14 protein-coding genes are annotated in these 18220 nt (G+C 44.6%); 11 read left to right on the top strand and 3 right to left on the bottom strand.

What is annotated here, in order from left to right; translation table 11 throughout:
• The 8 genes from fmt to MK395_RS06320 all read left to right on the top strand — a co-directional run bounded on the left by fmt (position 1) and on the right by MK395_RS06320 (position 8764).
• Entirely contained in the window at positions 1–936 is a 936-nt protein-coding gene (gene fmt / locus MK395_RS06355; protein ID WP_268711514.1) for a methionyl-tRNA formyltransferase, read from the top strand.
• Positions 929–2242, top strand: coding sequence for a 16S rRNA (cytosine(967)-C(5))-methyltransferase RsmB (gene rsmB, locus MK395_RS06350; protein ID WP_268711513.1), 1314 nt, complete (start codon positions 929–931; stop codon positions 2240–2242). The genes fmt and rsmB overlap by 8 nt, the downstream gene beginning before the upstream one ends.
• Before the next feature lie 15 nt (positions 2243–2257).
• The gene (locus MK395_RS06345; RefSeq protein WP_268711512.1) at positions 2258–2998 is read left to right on the top strand and encodes a Stp1/IreP family PP2C-type Ser/Thr phosphatase; all 741 of its coding nucleotides are present in this window, start codon (positions 2258–2260) and stop codon (positions 2996–2998) included.
• Complete coding sequence (pknB, locus tag MK395_RS06340; RefSeq protein ID WP_268711511.1) at positions 2995–4896, top strand: Stk1 family PASTA domain-containing Ser/Thr kinase; 1902 nt, start codon at positions 2995–2997, stop codon at positions 4894–4896. Before MK395_RS06345 ends, pknB begins: the two co-directional genes overlap by 4 nt.
• Positions 4897–4983: 87 nt before the next feature.
• A complete protein-coding gene (locus MK395_RS06335) occupies positions 4984–5742 on the top strand; it encodes a threonine/serine exporter family protein (RefSeq protein ID WP_000344542.1) in 759 nt (252 codons plus the stop codon).
• A 1-nt stretch (position 5743) separates the two neighbouring features.
• The gene (locus tag MK395_RS06330) at positions 5744–6199 is read left to right on the top strand and encodes a threonine/serine exporter family protein (protein WP_044021233.1); all 456 of its coding nucleotides are present in this window, start codon (positions 5744–5746) and stop codon (positions 6197–6199) included.
• Positions 6200–6317: 118 nt separating this feature from the next.
• Positions 6318–7490, top strand: coding sequence for a hydroxymethylglutaryl-CoA synthase (locus MK395_RS06325; protein WP_268711677.1), 1173 nt, complete (start codon positions 6318–6320; stop codon positions 7488–7490).
• Complete coding sequence (locus tag MK395_RS06320) at positions 7490–8764, top strand: hydroxymethylglutaryl-CoA reductase, degradative (protein ID WP_268711510.1); 1275 nt, start codon at positions 7490–7492, stop codon at positions 8762–8764. Before MK395_RS06325 ends, MK395_RS06320 begins: the two co-directional genes overlap by 1 nt.
• Positions 8765–8799: 35 nt before the next feature.
• On the opposite strand, the gene MK395_RS06315 is transcribed toward MK395_RS06320, so the two are convergent.
• Positions 8800–9765, bottom strand: coding sequence for a LacI family DNA-binding transcriptional regulator (locus MK395_RS06315; protein WP_000225990.1), 966 nt, complete (start codon positions 9763–9765; stop codon positions 8800–8802).
• Entirely contained in the window at positions 9746–11200 is a 1455-nt protein-coding gene (locus MK395_RS06310) for a sucrose-6-phosphate hydrolase (RefSeq protein WP_268711509.1), read from the bottom strand. The genes MK395_RS06315 and MK395_RS06310 overlap by 20 nt, the downstream gene beginning before the upstream one ends.
• 378 nt (positions 11201–11578) lie before the next feature.
• Here MK395_RS06310 and MK395_RS06305 point away from each other — a divergent pair, with 378 nt between their 5' ends.
• A complete protein-coding gene (locus MK395_RS06305; RefSeq protein ID WP_049519319.1) occupies positions 11579–13483 on the top strand; it encodes a sucrose-specific PTS transporter subunit IIBC in 1905 nt (634 codons plus the stop codon).
• A 158-nt stretch (positions 13484–13641) separates the two neighbouring features.
• Positions 13642–14529, top strand: coding sequence for a fructokinase ScrK (scrK, locus tag MK395_RS06300; RefSeq protein WP_042902793.1), 888 nt, complete (start codon positions 13642–13644; stop codon positions 14527–14529).
• 278 nt (positions 14530–14807) lie between these two features.
• Here the strand turns inward: scrK and MK395_RS06295 are convergent, their stop codons facing one another.
• Positions 14808–15425 (bottom strand): TVP38/TMEM64 family protein, encoded by a 618-nt coding sequence (locus tag MK395_RS06295; protein WP_000076177.1) that lies wholly within the window; start codon positions 15423–15425, stop codon positions 14808–14810.
• Between the two features lie 132 nt (positions 15426–15557).
• Between MK395_RS06295 and MK395_RS06290 the strand changes: the two genes are divergently transcribed.
• Positions 15558–18191: a DEAD/DEAH box helicase family protein gene (locus tag MK395_RS06290; RefSeq protein ID WP_268711508.1), complete on the top strand. Its 2634-nt coding sequence runs from the start codon at positions 15558–15560 to the stop codon at positions 18189–18191.
• The last annotated feature ends 29 nt before the right edge of the window (positions 18192–18220 follow it).

The raw sequence follows: 18220 nt of genomic DNA, 5'->3' as shown, positions 1-18220 counted from the left end.
ATGACAAAACTAATCTTTATGGGGACACCTGATTTTTCAGCGACAGTTTTGAAGGGGTTGTTATCAGACGACCGTTACGAGATCCTAGCTGTTGTGACCCAGCCAGACCGCGCTGTCGGCCGTAAAAAAGTAATCCAAGAAACCCCAGTCAAGCAGGCTGCCAAAGAAGCAGGCCTTCCTATCTACCAGCCTGAAAAATTATCTGGAAGTCCTGAGATGGAAGCCATTATGAATTTAGGAGCGGATGGGATTGTGACCGCTGCTTTTGGGCAATTTCTCCCAAGTAAACTTCTTGATAGCATGGACTTTGCGGTCAATGTTCACGCTTCCCTTCTTCCCAAACACCGTGGTGGCGCCCCCATTCATTATGCCTTGATTCAAGGGGATGAGGAAGCTGGTGTGACTATCATGGAAATGGTTAAAGAAATGGATGCAGGAGATATGATTTCCCGCCGTAGTATTCCTATTACAGATGAGGACAATGTCGGTACCTTGTTTGAAAAATTAGCGATTGTTGGTCGTGATTTGCTTTTGGGCACCCTTCCTGGTTATATTGCTGGGGAGATCAAACCTGTGCCTCAGGACCCAAGCCAAGTCACTTTCTCGCCAAATATCAAGCCAGAAGAAGAGAAACTTGATTGGACTAAAACCAATCGCCAACTCTTCAACCAAATCCGAGGGATGAATCCTTGGCCTGTTGCCCATACTTTCCTTAAGGGCGACCGCTTTAAGATCTATGAAGCTCTACCAGTAGAAGGTCAGGGAAATCCAGGGGAGATCCTCTCTATTGGCAAAAAGGAATTGATCGTCGCAACGGCTGAAGGTGCTCTGTCTCTTAAGCAAGTGCAGCCAGCTGGGAAGCCTAAGATGGACATTGCTTCCTTCCTCAACGGAGTGGGACGGACATTGACAGTAGGAGAACGATTTGGTGACTAAAGTAGAAACGGCTAGAAATCTAGCTCTAGCAGTGTTAGAGGATGTTTTTATCCATCAAGCATACTCCAATATCGCTTTAAATAAACACCTCAAGGGCAGTCGACTCTCGGCAGCAGACAAGGGCTTGGTAACAGAGATTGTCTACGGAACGGTGGCTCGAAAACTCACCTTAGAATGGTATTTGTCCCACTTTATCCAAGACCGAGACAAGCTAGATAACTGGCTCTATATCTTACTCCTTATGAGCGTCTACCAACTCCAGTACCTAGACAAGGTGCCTGACCATGCTGTGGTCAATGAAGCGGTAGAGCTAGCCAAAGCGCGTAAAAAAGGCAGTGAAAAATTAGTCAACGCAGTCCTTCGTCGTATCTTGCGAGAAGGGTGGCCAGATATTGCAACTATCAAACGCAAAAACAAGCGTGATTCCATTGCCTATTCTCTCCCAGTTTGGCTAGTGTCTAAGCTCAAGGAAGAATACGGTGAAGAGCGAGTCCAAGCCATCTTTGAAAGCCTCTTGGTGCGCAACAAAGCCAGCATCCGAGTGTCCGACTTGAGTCGAAAGGAGGAAATCAAAGCCGTGTTAGAGGCGAATGATTCACCTTTGGCCGCTTCTGGTTTGGTCAAGGAGCAGGGACACTTTGCGGGACATGATTTGTTTTCAGAGGGTGCTATTACCATCCAAGATGAGTCCAGTCAACTGGTTGCTCCCACTCTTGATCTGCAAGGCCATGAGCAGGTCCTAGATGCCTGTGCAGCTCCGGGTGGGAAAACAGCCCATATGGCTTCTTTCCTCACATCTGGTAAGGTGACGGCTTTGGATCTTTATGATCACAAGTTGGACTTGATCCAAGAAAACGCCCAACGTCTGGGTGTGGCAGATCGAGTGCAAACGCAAAAATTGGACGCCAGAAAAGTGCATGAGTTTTTTGAAAAAGACTCTTTTGATAAGATTTTAGTAGATGCCCCTTGTTCTGGGATCGGCCTCTTGCGCCGCAAACCAGATATCAAATACAATAAAGAAACGGCAGATTTCACGTCCCTACAGGAAATTCAGCTGGAAATATTAGGTAGTGTTTGTCAAACACTACGAAAAGGTGGTATAATAACGTATAGTACCTGTACTATTGTCTCTGAGGAGAACTTTCAAGTCGTTGAGGCGTTTTTAGAAAGTCATCCCGAGTTCGAGCAGGTTAAACTAGAACACGAATGCAAGGATATCCTGAAAGATGGCTGTATCCTGATTACTCCAGAATTGTATGGAAGTGATGGATTCTTCATTAGCCAATTTCGTAAGATATCAGATTAGGAAGGAACTGACACAATGGAAATAGCATTATTAACAGATGTTGGTCAGAAACGAACAAATAACCAAGACTATGTCAATCACTTTGTCAACCGAGCAGGACGCACTATGATCCTCTTGGCTGACGGGATGGGAGGGCACCGTGCAGGAAATATCGCTAGTGAGATGGCGGTCACAGACCTTGGTGTGGCTTGGGTGGATACCCAAATTGATTCAGTCAATGAAGTTCGTGAGTGGTTTGCCCACTACCTGGAGATTGAAAATCAAAAAATTCATCAACTAGGTCAGGACGAAGCATACAGAGGCATGGGGACAACGCTAGAAGCTGTTGCTTTTATTGACAATCAAGCCATCTATGCTCACATTGGAGATTCTCGTATCGGTTTGATTCGTGGAGAAGAATACCACCAGTTGACGAGTGACCATTCCTTGGTCAACGAATTGCTCAAGGCTGGTCAATTGACTCCAGAAGAAGCAGAAACTCACCCTCAAAAGAATATCATCACCCAGTCTATCGGACAAAAAGATGAAATCCAGCCAGATTTTGGGATGATTACACTGGAGTCAGGAGATTATCTCTTGCTCAATAGTGATGGTTTGACCAATATGATTTCGGCAAGCGAGATTTATGATATCGTAACCAGCGATATTTCCCTAGCAGACAAGGCGGCAACCCTTATTCGTTTCGCTAACAATGCAGGAGGTTTAGACAACATTACGGTTGCCCTTGTTTACATGAACGAGGAGGCAGCAGAATGATCCAAATCGGCAAGATTTTTGCCGGGCGGTATCGGATTGTCAAGCAGATTGGTCGAGGAGGCATGGCAGATGTTTACTTGGCCAAGGATTTGATCCTAGACGGGGAAGAAGTGGCAGTGAAGGTCCTGAGGACCAACTACCAGACGGACCCGATTGCTGTGGCACGTTTCCAGCGTGAAGCGAGGGCCATGGCGGATCTGGACCATCCTCATATCGTTCGGATAACAGATATTGGTGAGGAAGACGGTCAACAGTACCTAGCTATGGAATACGTAGCAGGTCTTGACCTCAAGCGTTATATCAAAGAACACTATCCTCTTTCAAATGAAGAAGCAGTTCGGATCATGGGGCAAATCCTCTTGGCCATGCGCTTAGCCCATACTCGAGGAATTGTTCACCGGGATTTGAAACCTCAAAATATCCTCTTGACACCAGACGGCACAGCTAAGGTCACGGACTTTGGGATTGCCGTAGCCTTTGCGGAGACCAGTCTGACCCAGACAAACTCAATGTTAGGCTCTGTTCATTATTTATCACCTGAACAAGCGCGTGGTTCTAAAGCGACTTTCCAGAGCGATATCTATGCGATGGGGATTATCTTCTATGAAATGCTGACGGGACATATCCCTTATGATGGGGATAGCGCGGTTACGATTGCCCTCCAGCATTTCCAGAAGCCACTTCCGTCCGTCATAGCTGAAAACCCATCTGTCCCTCAGGCTTTAGAAAATGTTGTCATCAAGGCGACTGCTAAGAAGCTGTCAGATCGTTATCAGTCTGTTTCAGAAATGTATGTAGACTTGTCAACTAGCTTGTCTTATAATCGTCGGAATGAATCGAAACTGGTTTTTGACGATGCGAGTAAGGCAGACACTAAGACTTTACCTAAAGTTCCACAAAGTACACTGACATCGATTCCTAAAGCTCCGGCGCAAGAAGAACGCCCTCAGCCAAAGAAACCAACTCAACCAGTGGCAGAGCCGGCTCCAGCTCCAAAGCCAGCCAAGAAACGGAAGTTTAAGGCTCGCTATATGATTCTTTTGGCTAGTCTCCTATTGGTTGTAGCCTCTTTGGTCTGGATTTTGTCAAGAACACCAGCAACGATTGCTATTCCTAACGTAGCTGGACAAACCGTTGCAGAGGCTAAGGAAGCTCTTAAAAAATCCAAGTTTGAAGCCGGTGAAGAAAAGTCAGAGGCCAGCGATACAGTAGCAGAAGGACGTGTTATTCGAACGGATCCAGAAGCTGGTAGTGGCCGAAAAGAAGGAACCAAGGTCAATTTGATTGTTTCTTCTGGTAAGCAATCCTTCCAATTGAGCAATTACGTTGGACGCAAGTATACGGAAGTTGTAGCTGAACTCAAGGAGAAGAAGGTACCTGAAAATCTAATCAAGATGGAAGAGGAAGAATCCAGCGAAAGCGAACCTGGAACCGTCCTCAGACAGACTCCTGCATCAGGTTCGACCTATGATCTCTCAAAAGCCACTACGATTACCTTAACAGTAGCTAAGAAGGTGACTAGTGTCAGCATGCCGAACTACATCGGTTCAAGTCTCGAGTTTACAAAGAATAACTTGACTCAGATTGTCGGTGTGAAGGAAGCAAATATTGAGGTTGTAGAAGTATCGACTGCTCCTGAAGGAACGGCAGAAGGAACTGTTGTAAATCAAACGCCAAGAGCAGGAGAACAGGTTGATCTTGCAAGTACGCGTATCAAACTTTCCATCTACAAACCAAAAACACCACCGTCAACTTCATCCTCTAATCCTGCCCAACGTGGGAACCAGGGTTCTCCTACAAGTCCAAACCAGGGGAACCAACAAGGAAATCAACAAGGGAACACTCCTTCTAGCAGTTCATCCAATAGTGAAGGAACTCACGAAAGTTCTCGAGATTAAACGAATCTTTGTCATGATTTCATGACAAAGATTTTTTTTCACAAGATTTTGTGATAAAATATAGGGAGTAGAAAAAAGGAGGAGAAAATGGACGAATCGAGAGAGTTGAATGCCGTCATTGATGTGATTATGCTAGCAGGAACCATTCTCCTGAAAAGTGGCTCAGAGATTCATCGGGTTGAGGATACTATGATCCGTATTGCCCATTCGCAGGGAATAATGGATTGCAATGTTCTTGCCATGCCCGCAGCTATTTTCTTTTCTATCGAAAACACCAATATTTCTCGGATGAAACGGGTGACCTCGTCCTCTTATAACATTGAAAAAGTCTGTGATGTCAACCAAGTATCACGGGAGCTTGTCGGAGGGCAGATTGATCTCTCGACAGCCTTTAAAAAGCTGAAAGAAATCGGCAATCAAGCCCTTCCTTATACCAAGTTCCAAGTGACTGTGGCAGCGACCCTCAGTGCCCCTTTCTTCTCGATTATGTTTGGGGGCAATGTCTATGACGCTTTTGGCGCGGCTATTGCGACCTTATTTGGATTTGCCTTCTCTCTCTACGTAGAGAAGTTTGTCCGCATTCCTTTTGTAACGGCCTTTGCGGGTGCCTTTGTTTTCGGATTGATCGCCCAGTTTTGGGCTCGCTATACAGGATTTCCTTCGACGGCAGACCTGATTATAGCAGGAGCGGTCATGCCCTTTGTTCCAGGGATTGCTCTGACAAATGCGGTACGGGATATCATGACCAACCATATCAACTCTGGTATGAGCAAGATGTTTGAATCTTTGCTCATTACCCTCGCTTTAGGGGCTGGCACCTCTGTCGCCCTGGTTTTGATGACATAAGATGACTCTAACAAGTATTTTGCTCCAAGCAGTGGCGAGTTTACTCGCCATTATCACCTTTCTAATCGTACTGAATGTTCAACGCTCCATGCTCCTACCTGGTGGTATTTTGGGAATGGGCGTTTGGCTCCTCTATCTCGTGCTCAAAGAACCAACCAATGTTATTGTCGCGACCTTTATCGCAGCAGTAATTGGCTCTTGCATCAGTCAGATTTTAAGTATTGTCTATAAGACACCAGCGGTGGTCTTTGTCTTGGCCATTCTTGCCCCCTTGGTGCCGGGTTATTTATCCTATCGAACGACAGCTTTCTTTGTGACAGGCGATTACAGCCATGCTATTGCCAGCGCGACTTTGGTGGTTATGTTAGCCCTCGTTATTTCTATTGGAATGGCAAGTGGAACGGTAATTCTAAAGCTTTATTACTACATCAGAAAACAACGAGGAATCTCTTCCTAATGCAGTCAAAGCAAAGACTTGATTTGTTGAATCAAGTCTTTTTTCTCTCTTTTGTTCCTATTTGTGATAAAATAGAATGAAACGATTTTTTACAATGAATGAAAAAACAGAGGTAAATATGACAATCGGTATTGATAAGATTGGTTTTGCGACCAGTCAATATGTCTTGAAATTACAAGACTTAGCAGAAGCGAGGGGAGTTGACCCCGAAAAATTTAGCAAGGGACTCTTGTTAAATGAAATTAGTATTGCGCCACTGACTGAGGACATTGTTACCTTGGCAGCTAGTGCAAGCAACTCTATTTTAACAGACAAAGAAAAAGAAGAAATCGATATGGTCATCGTGGCGACCGAGTCAGGGATTGACCAGAGTAAGGCAGCGGCAGTCTTTGTTCATGGCCTATTAGGCATTCAGCCTTTCGCCCGTAGCTTTGAAATCAAAGAAGCCTGCTATGGAGCGACAGCTGCCCTTCATTATGCCAAGTTGCATGTAGAAAATTCTCCAGAGTCTAAGGTTTTGGTCATTGCCAGTGATATTGCCAAGTATGGTGTGGGAACTCCAGGTGAGCCAACCCAGGGTGCTGGAAGTGTGGCGATGCTAATTACTCAAAATCCGCGCATCATGGCCTTTAACAATGATAACGTTGCTCAAACGCGAGACATCATGGATTTCTGGCGTCCGAACTACTCAAGCACTCCTTATGTAAACGGCATGTACTCGACCCAACAGTATCTTGATTGCCTGACAACGACTTGGGATGAATACAAGAAACGCTATGATTGGACTATGGATGACTTTGCGGCTATCTGCTTCCACTTGCCTTATCCTAAGTTGGCCCTAAAAGGCTTGCGCAAGATGATGGACAAGACTCTATCTCAGGAGAAGCAGGATAGTTTGCAAGAAAACTTTGATAAGTCCATTCTCTATAGTCAGATGATTGGGAATATCTACACAGGTTCCCTCTTCCTCGGTCTTCTCTCCCTTTTGGAAAATGCAGAGACTTTGAAGGCTGGAGATAAAATTGCCCTCTACAGTTACGGAAGTGGAGCGGTGTCAGAGTTCTTTAGTGGAGAGCTGGTCGAAGGCTATGAGGCTTACCTTGATAAGGATCGTTTGAGCAAACTTAAACAACGTACAGCATTGTCTGTTGCAGACTATGAAAAAGTCTTCTTCGAAGACTTGCAGTTGGATGAGTCTGGCTCAGCTCAATTTGCAGGTTATGAACATCAAGACTACGCCTTGGTTGAAATTGTCGACCACCAACGCCGTTATAGCAAGGTTGAAAAATAATGAAGATAAGTTGGAATGGATTTTCTAAAAAATCATACCAAGAGCGCCTGGAGTTGTTGCGAGCTCAGGCGCTCCTTAGTCCTGAAAAGCAAACCAGTCTGGAGCAGGATGAACAGGTCAGTTTGGCAGTTGCAGACCAGCTGAGTGAAAATGTGGTAGGAACTTTTTCTCTGCCTTATTCGATCATTCCAGAACTTTTGGTGAATGGTCAGGATTATACAGTTCCCTATGTGACAGAAGAGCCGTCAGTGGTTGCTGCAGCTAGCTATGCCAGCAAAATCATCAAGCGAGCAGGCGGTTTTACTGCTCAGGTTCATCAGCGCCAGATGATCGGTCAGGTAGCCCTTTATCAAGTTGCTGAACCTGAACAAGCGCAAGAGAAGATTGCCAGCAAGAAAGCCGAGCTCTTGGAACTTGCCAATCAAGCCTATCCTTCTATCGTCAAACGTGGTGGTGGGGCGCGTGATTTGCATATAGAGCAGATCAAAGGTGAAACAGACTTTCTCGTTGTTTATCTTCATGTCGATACTCAGGAAGCCATGGGAGCCAATATGCTCAACACCATGCTGGAAGCCTTGAAGCCAGTCTTAGAAGAACTCAGTCAAGGACAGAGTCTCATGGGGATCTTGTCCAACTACGCGACCGATTCTCTGGTGACTGCAAGCTGTCGTATCGCCTTTCGCTACTTGAGTCCCCAAAGGGACCAAGGACGAGAAATTGCGGAGAAAATAGCCTTGGCTAGCCAGTTTGCGCAGGCTGATCCCTACCGAGCAGCTACTCATAATAAAGGGATTTTTAACGGTATCGATGCCATTTTAATCGCCACGGGTAATGACTGGCGTGCCATCGAAGCTGGGGCCCATGCCTTTGCCAGTCGAGATGGACGCTATCAAGGCCTCAGCCGATGGAGTCTCGATAGGGACTCAGAAGAATTGGTCGGTGAGATGACCTTACCTATGCCCGTAGCGACCAAGGGTGGCTCTATCGGTCTCAATCCTCGTGTAGCACTCAGCCATGAACTACTGGGAAATCCTTCAGCTAAGGAATTAGCTCAGATTATCGTGTCCATCGGTCTTGCCCAAAACTTTGCGGCCCTCAAAGCCTTGGTCAGTACGGGAATCCAGCAAGGCCACATGAAATTACAGGCCAAATCCCTAGCTCTCCTAGCTGGTGCTAGTGAGTCCGAAGTTGCTTCCCTCGTTGAGCGACTCATCGCAGATAAAACCTTTAACTTAGAGGCAGCCCAGCGCTATCTCGAAAACTTAAGATCATAAAAAAGCTCAGACGAATTCGTCTGAGTTTTTTGTACTTAAATACTTTTTCCAGGTAATAGGGTGACTGGTAGGAAGTAACCAGTTGTCGCGACCTCTTTGCCTTCAATCTTCTGCAAGAGGAGATCGACAGTGAGGTGGGCAATCTCTTTCATAGGTTGCTTAATCGTTGTCAGGTGAGGATAGTAGTTCTCGATAAAGTAGGTCCCATCATAGCCGATGACCTTGAGCTCATCAGGAACAGAAATTCCCAGCTCTTGAGCGATTTTGATAACCAGGATAGCTGTCAAATCATCCGAAGCAAAAATCGCATCTGGTTTCTGATGGGTCAAGATATTCTTGATTTCCATTTCTTTTCGGACGGGAGAAAAGTCACTCGAAACATTGATAATAGGCGCTTTCGGGAGAACCGATGCAAAACCAGCATGGCGCAGTCCAGTAGGTGAGTTCGAGTTGTCATTCCCTGTAATCATGATGATAGACTGGGCGCCTGTCTTGACCAAGGTTTGGGCTGCGAGGACCCCGCCGCCGTAGTTATCAGAGGAGACGACAGGGATGTCTGGAGACAAGTTTCGGTCAAAGGAAATAATCGGTGCCGTCACACGATTGTAGTCTTCGATTCCCAAGTTGTGACTTCCAGAAATGATACCATCGACCTGGTTGGCCTCCAGCATTTCAATGTACTCCCGTTCTTTTTCAGAGTCGTGTTCGCTGTTACAGATGATGGTCTTGTAGCCATTTTTGAAGAGTTGGTGTTCCAATTTGTCAATCAACTCCGCATAAAAAACATGACTGATGTTGGGAAAAATAAGTCCAATCAACTTGGCAGATTTTCCTTGGAGGCTTCGAGCCAGATTGTTGGGTTTGTAGCCCAATTCTCGCATGGCTTCATTTACCTTTTGAATGGTTTTCTCAGATAGATACCCCTTTTTATTGATGACCCGTGAGACGGTAGTAGGGCTGACGCCTGCAAGTTTTGCGACATCAGTTAGTTTTGCGACCATAATCTAATTCATAGTAAGTTCCAGTTGGGGTTCCAGACTTGATGAGGATACCATTTTGGTCCGCATGTGGGAAAACACGACCAGAAAATACTTTTTCTCCTTTATTGATGAAAATTTCAAAGACTGACTTGTCGATGAAGATAGTGGCAGTAGTAGCTTGGTTATTGATAGGGCAAGAACGTGTCGTACCAAATTCTTGGGCGTACTGTTGACCAGCCTGACTACGATCCACTGTCACCTGTCCATTTACAAGATCAAAGTTGATTGAAAGCCCCTTGCCTTCTTTGTCAGCGAGCAAGACAATCTCACTTTGGCTATTGGCCTCCAAGTTGAGCTCGAGTTCATAGGTGTTATTGGTTTGGGTACGATTTGAGAAGACCTCTTCAGAAGAACGAAGTTCTTTGACGGCTGAGACGGGATATTGGTAAAGTTTGCCATCTTTGATAGTGAGTTCTTTGACCAATGAGAAGGTCCCTTGGTGGTCAAAACGGTCAGATGGGTAAGAAACATCTGGCAGTCCAAGCCAACTTATTGCCAATGCACGTCCATCTGGAGCGTTGAAGGCTTGAGTTGCATAGGCTTCAAAGCCATAGTCTAGATTTTGCAATGAAGACACATCTACTATTTTGGCATTTTCAGGATCAAAGGAAGCCCCGATTTTGTACATGTTTGGGTAGATATTGTCATAGTCTAGAACAATCTTATCCAATCCTTGTGGGCAGTAGAGAAGGACAGGTTGCTCCCCTACAAAGACCAGATTTGGACATTCCATCATGTAGGCAGTGCGGTCGTTAGCAAAGTCAAGGTCACCAACCGCTTGCCAGTTTGTATAATCATTGTCCACAGCCTTGTAGAGACGGACGAAGCCTTTTTTCTCCAAGTCCTGTCCACCGACGATAGCATAATATTGTCCCTTAAAGTTGAAAATTTGTGGGTCACGGAAGTGGTCAGTAGAGTCTGCTGGTTGGTCAATCAAGATTTTGTCAATCTTTGTAATCTTGCCACCTTTGTCCATCAAAGCACCAATTTGGTAAGGGTGACGAATCCAGTTTTCATCACGGACATTTCCTGTATAGAATAGGAACAAGTTATCGCCGAACTGCATGGCAGAACCAGAGTAGGCACCGTGGCTATCTAATGGAGTATCTGGCAAAACTTTGACTCCAGTTTCTGTAAAGCGCACTAAATCATCACTTTCAAGCTGCACCCAAGACTTCAACCCATGGGCTGCACCAAAGGGGAAGTTCTGGTAAAAGAGAATCCATTTACCATCAAAATAAGAAAAGCCATTTGGATCATTGAGAAGTCCTGTTTTTGGCTCGACATGGTAACGAGTATGCCAAGGAGATTGTGCCATCTTTTCCTTGATTTGCTTGATTTCATCATTAGACCAGTCTTCATAGCGTCTGTATCGGCGCTCAGTTGTCCATTCCATTTTATCTTTCCTCCATAAGTTCTATTCTATTATTAATAGTAAACGTTTTCGGCAAAAAAAGCAAGTCTTTTATGTTAAAAAAAAGAAAAATATGTCAAACGGTTGCCAGAAACCAAGTAAAGGAAATCTAGCAAATTTTCACGAAAAAATGAAAGAAAATGTAAATAAAAGCCTTGATTCCTCAAGTATAAAGATATTTTTTTGAGGAAAAAGAGAATATCCCTCAAAAACGCGCAGAAATAATCAGAGAAAAAAGAAAGGGAATAAAAATTTCTGCAAAACGCTTGACATATTTTAGAAACGTGATAAAATAATAGTCGTAGGGCGAATAAAATCGCTTTCAAACAAGAACAAAATTTTATAAGGAGATTTTTGCAAATGAACAATCAGGATATTGCAAAAAAGGTCATCGAAGCCCTTGGCGGACGTGAAAATGTCAACAGTGTAGCCCACTGTGCGACTCGTCTACGTGTCATGGTCAAAGATGAAGGGAAAATCAATAAGGAAGTGATTGAGAACTTGGATAAAGTTCAAGGAGCTTTCTTTAACTCAGGTCAATACCAAATCATCTTTGGTACTGGTACAGTAAACAAGATGTACGATGAAGTCGTTGCACTTGGTTTGCCAACCTCTTCTAAAGAAGACATGAAAGCAGAAGCTGCTAAACAAGGGAACTGGTTCCAACGTGCAATCCGTACTTTCGGTGACGTTTTTGTACCACTTTTGCCAGCAATCGTTGCGACTGGTTTGTTTATGGGAATTCGTGGGGCTATTGTTCAAGATCAAGTTTTGGCTTTGTTTGGAACAACTGCAGAAGCCTTTAAAGCAACAAACTTCTATACTTATTCAGTTGTATTGACAGATACAGCCTTCGCCTTCTTCCCAGCCTTGATCTGTTGGTCAGCCTTTCGTGTATTCGGTGGAAATCCTTTGCTTGGTTTAGTCTTAGGATTGATGATGGTTAACTCATCCTTGCCAAATGCTTGGGCTGTTGCTTCAGGTGATGCTCAACCAATTATCTTCTTTGGCTTTATCAAAGTTGTCGGATATCAGAACTCAGTTTTACCTGCTTTCTTCGTCGGATTGACCGGTGCGAAACTTGAAAAGTGGCTCCGTAAGCGTATTCCAGATGTATTAGACTTACTCCTTGTACCATTCTTGACTTTCTTAGTAATGTCTATTTTGGCCTTGTTTGTCATTGGACCTGTATTCCATGAAGTTGAAAGCTACGTCAAAGTTGCTACTGTTTGGTTGCTCAGTCTCCCAATGGGTCTAGGTGGATTAATCCTTGGTGGTGTTCATCAGGTTATCGTCGTTACGGGTGTTCACCATATCTTCAATCTATTGGAGTCTAACCTAGTTACTTCTACAGGTTCAGATCCTCTTAATGCTATTATTACAGCAGCTATGACTGCTCAACTTGGAGCAACTCTTGCTGTTGGTGTGAAAACAAAGAATCCAAAAATTAAAGCTCTTGCCTTCCCAGCTGCACTTTCTGCTGGACTTGGTATCACTGAACCAGCTATTTTTGGTATCAATCTTCGCTATGGTAAACCATTTATCATGGGGCTTATCGCCGGTGCTGCTGGTGGTTGGTTAGCAAACATTCTAGGTTTGGCAGGTACTAGCTTTGGTATTACGATCATTCCTGGAACACTTCTCTACATCAATGGTCAACTTCTCCAGTATATCTTTATGGTCCTAGTAACAACTGCTCTTGGTTTCGGATTGACTTATGCTTTTGGTTACAAAGAAGAAACAGAAGTGGCAGAAGAGACAGTTTCTGAAGAAGCTACAGAGGCAAATGAAGAAATTTCAGTAGCTCCTCAAAATGAAACAATCCAAACTCCAATCGTTGGTGACGTAGTTGCTCTCGAGAATGTTAATGACCCAGTCTTTTCAAGTGGTGCAATGGGACAAGGGATTGCTGTAAAACCAAGCCAAGGTGTGGTTTACGCACCAGCTGATGCGGAAGTATCGATTGCTTTTGCCACAGGACATGCTTACGGTTTGAAGACAGCTAATGGAGCTGAAATCTTGATCCATGTTGGTATTGATACGGTGACTATGAACGGTGAAGGCTTTGAACAAAAAGTTGCTCAAGGCGACAAGGTCAAAGCTGGTGATGTTCTCGGAACCTTTGACTCAAACAAAATCGCTGCTGCAGGTCTTGACGACACAACAATGGTTATCGTAACCAACACAGCAGACTACGCTTCTGTGACACCAGTCGCAAGTGGCTCTGTTGTCAAGGGTGACGCTATCATCGAAGTGAAAGCCTAGTCTTCTTCGAAAATCAAATCTAAAAACAAAACGAACAAATATCATGTTTGTTCGTTTTTACTTGGATGGTAAGATTTACAGAGGAAAATCTAAAATATTGAGAAATCTAGCCCTTTAAAATGTGCTATAATAGAGAAAACAAAGATAAGAGGTTTATCATGACAAAATTATATGGAAGCTTAGAAGCGGGCGGTACAAAATTTGTCTGTGCTGTCGGAGATGAAAATTTTAATGTTGTAGAAAAAACACAATTTCCTACAACAACTCCTATCGAGACCATCGATAAAACCATCGAATTCTTTTCAAAATTCGATAATCTTGCAGGCCTTGCCATCGGTTCCTTTGGTCCGATTGATATCGATAAAAACTCAAAAACCTATGGCTTTATCACAACGACTCCAAAACCTCACTGGGCAAATGTAGACCTACTTGGTGCCCTTCGTCGTGCCCTCAACGTACCCATGTATTTCACAACTGACGTAAATAGCTCTGCCTATGGTGAAGTGGTTGCTCGTAACAATGCTGGTGGCCGTATCGAAAACTTGGTTTACTACACGATCGGTACAGGGATCGGTGCAGGTGTTATCCAACGTGGTGAGTTTATCGGTGGTGTCGGTCACCCTGAGATGGGTCACTACTATGTGGCTAAACACCCAATGGACGAGGAAAAAGAATTTAACGGCGTCTGTCCTTTCCACAAGGGCTGTTTGGAAGGCTTTGCGGCTGGTCCAAGTCTTGAAGCTCGTACAGGTATTCGTGGTGAAAACATCGAACTCAACAGTTCTGTCTGGGACGTCCAAGCCTACTATATCGCTCAGGCTGCGGTCAATGCTACCGTGACGTTCCGTCCAGATGTGATCGTCTTTGGTGGTGGGGTTATGGCCCAACAACACATGCTGGACCGTGTACGTGAGAAATTCACTGCTCTTCTCAACGGCTACCTACCAGTACCAGACGTGCGTGACTACATCGTGACTCCAGCGGTCGCAGGCAATGGTTCCGCAACACTTGGAAATTTTGTCCTTGCTAAGAGTGTCGCAAAATAAAATAAACAAAACATCCGCTTGGGAAACCAAACGGATGTTTTGTTTGACGAAAATGTTTTTGAGCCTTTCCTTAAGTGATGACGGACGGTAGCGACTTTCTTCGAAATTCCATACCTAAACTTTGAGACATTAGGCTCAAAGTTTCCGAACACCTGAAACCATTAGATTTCAGGTGTTTTTATCACGGCGGAAAGGCTAGGTAAGTCCTCACTTCACTATCGAAAAGTTGGCATGATTTCCATACCAAAGTATATTTAGTATCATGCTATTTTCTATTCTCAAAACATCTGCCAGAAGAAATCAATGATATAAGTCAAACCATAAGTATAAACCACTAGGGTAAAGGGCTTGGTCAAAACGATGATAATCATATAGCGTTTGAAGGTCATCTTGGTGAGGGCAGCCAGCATGCAGAGAAAGTCAGCTGGACTGACAGGCCAGATCATCATAAAGATAAAGAACCGCTCGAAACGATTGCCCTTATCTAGCCAACCGATGTATTTGTCATAGGTACGCTTGCTGACGACGGACTGGACAAAGGCAGCTCCATAGAGACGGACGAGGTAAAAGATAATGGCACAGCCAATCACGATTCCGATATAGTTATAGATGGTTCCGATGATGTGGCCGTAAATAAAGACCCCAGCCACTGAGGTCAAAGCTCCCGGAATGATTGGAACAACGGTTTGTAGGATCTGTAAAAAGATAAAGAGTGGTGGTCCCCAGACTCCAGCTTGCTGGATAAAGGCTGATAGGGTTTCCTTTGACTGTAACACTCCTGCCTGATAGGCCCAAATACAGAAAATCAAGGTGCCGACTCCCCCAACGATAGATGAAATATTGATGACTTGCTGTAGAAGGGGAGAAACAGCTTTCATTTGCTTATCCTGTGACATGTAAACTCCTCATAGATAGTATGATTCTACTATACCATATTTTATGGAGAAAAACTATCTGGATTATCTGACTGGTGAAATAAGTGTGGTAAAATGAGAATAAGAAAATGATGGTATAGAATGAGGGGTATCATGTTAGGTTTAAACTTTAAAGGAAGCTGGCGCCAATATCAAAAACAGGTCTTGGATCGTTTTCAGGACTATCAAGCAGACGGCCATGTTCATCTAGTGGCCGCTCCAGGGTCTGGAAAGACAACCATTGGTATCGAGCTAATCGCTCGTTTTGGCAACCCAGCCCTCATCTTAGTTCCGACTGTAACCATTCGTGAACAATGGGTGGATAGAATACAAACTGCTTTTCTAGAGGATTGTCAGAGGCTTTCAGACCTCGTTTCCCAAAACTTAAAGGAGATGAAGGTATTAACGATTGTGACCTATCAGGCTTTTCATAGTGCCATGAACCAACTTCAATCACAAGAAGATGGAGAAGCAGAGGATTTTGTGGGGTTTGATTTGCTTGCAAGCCTAAGAGCTCAGAAAGTTGCTACTCTTTGTTTGGACGAATGCCACCACCTGCGCAATGAATGGTGGAAAAGTCTGGAAGCCTTTCGCAAGCAGTATGGACCGCTGAAACTCATCTCCCTGACAGCGACACCACCATATGACAGCGATCCTGAACTCTGGGAACGCTATATCCGAATGTGCGGGGAGATCGATCAAGAAATCACGGTACCTGAACTAGTCAAGGAAGACACTCTTTGCCCTCATCAGGATTTTGTCTATATGTGCTCACCAACAGCTGAAGAGGCGGAACGTCTCAAACAGTTTGAGGAGACTAAGTGGGACTATATTCATCACCTTATAGTCGATCCTGATTTTCAAACATTTGTAGCAGGGTCTAAGGTCCTCAAAGGGGATATTTCATCTGATTTGCTTTTAGAAGATCCCAAGTACTTGTCTGCTATGTTGATTTATATGCATTCTCAGGGGTTAACGATTCCTCCCTCTTTGCAAAATTTACTGGGAACCCAGAGGCTTCCAACATTGACCTCCTACTGGTTGGAGACGCTGTTGCAGAGCATACTCTATCAGACACCAGATTGGTATGAGGATCCAGATGGATATAGGAAAAAGTTAGAGGCTGACTTGAAGGCGCGTGGGTTGGTGGAAAAACGTCAGGTTTATCTGGTTAAGTCTAAGGCTTCTGACCAGCTTTTAACCCAATCTCTAGGGAAGTTGTCTGCCATTGCCGATATCTTTTTGACGGAGTATGAGAGTCTAGGTCAGGAACTGAGACAGTTAGTACTAGCTGACTATATTCGCAAGGATTTTGCTACCTATCTGGGAGATAATCAGGCAACCATTTCTCAGTTGGGGGTTCTCCCTTATTTTGAAAGCATTCGTCGAAAAGCTCAGGAGCAAGAGATACCTGTGTCTTTGGCTGTCTTGTCAGGTAGTGTCGTTATTTTGCCTACCGATGTGGCAGCAGAGTTGAAGGAGCTCTTGCCTCAGGTTCCTCTTAGTTTCTCATCTATTGGTCACTTAGATCCAAAAGATTATGTGCATGTAGGTTTTCCGAGCTCAGCTAAGGGAATCGTAGTGGCAGTGACGGACCTTTTTCAACGAGGACAGATTCAAGTCCTAGTAGGAACCAAATCTCTCCTTGGAGAGGGTTGGGATGCTCCTTGTGTTAATTCCCTAATCCTCGGAAGTTTTGTGGGGAGCTTTATGCTGAGTAACCAGATGCGTGGCCGTGCCATTCGTATCTGGCCGGGACATCCAGAAAAGACCAGTAACATCTGGCATCTGGTAGCCGTTCAAGCGCAAGCACTTATCACTCTTCCTGGTGAGGAGCCTAGACCAGAGAGCAATCAGGATCTGCAGACCTTGTCGCGACGGATGGAGCATTTTCTTGGCTTGGCCTATAATCAGGAGAGTATTGAGACCGGTTTGGATCGTTTGGATTTTCCAAAGCCCCCCTTTAGGAAAAAGCAAATCAGCGAGTATAATGAGCGAGTTAAGAGTCTCTCCAAGGATCGAGCAGGCTTGCGCAAAAAATGGCAAGATGCTCTTGTCGTAGCGGATCAGTTCGAGATAGTTACAGAAGTCGCAACTCAAAAACAGAAAATTCCAGTCATGCTCTTGCTTGATGCATTAAAATGGGTTCGCATGTCATTGCTCTTGTTGGCGGTAGATTTGTTGGTTTTGCTATTTAGACTGAGACTGATCGGTGTTTGGTGGCTTACAGCAGCCTGTCTCCTCTTTTTGGCCTTTGCATCTTGGCGTTACCTCCGCTATAAGAGTCCTTATAAACGATTGCAGTCTTTGGGTGAGCAGATCCGAAAGGCTCTGCTAGATTCGGGGCATCTAACGGATGATCAATCCCGTGTTCAGGTAGAGGAGGACAAAGAAAACTATATGGTTTTCGCCTATCTCAAGGGAGGAAGCATGAGGGACAAAGAATTGTTTGCTCAGACTGTGGGAGAGTTCTTTGCACCAGTGGATAACCAGCGCTATCTCTTGAAGGCAGAGGAAGTCCGACAAGGTCAGTCACCTTACTATGTCGTGCCTAGTCTTTTTGACAAGCGCAAGGAAGAAGCACAGAAATTCCTTGACTTTCTGAGGCCAACTATCGGACGCTATCACCTCGTCTATACACGAACAGAGGCCGGACGGAAAACCCTTCTCGAAGCTCGTATCCAAGCTCTCTCTAACAAAAATGACCGTACCTTGACTAAGAAGAAGGTTAAAAGTCAGTTGGAGTAGGGGAGGTAAAATATTACCCCTCTAGAAAA

The sequence above is a fragment of the Streptococcus oralis genome (assembly GCF_026782085.1).
GTDB classification, from domain to species: Bacteria; Bacillota; Bacilli; order Lactobacillales; family Streptococcaceae; genus Streptococcus; species Streptococcus oralis_DA.
The sequence above is the reverse complement of the archived record's forward strand: the minus strand, read 5'-3'. Positions and strand labels throughout refer to the sequence as shown.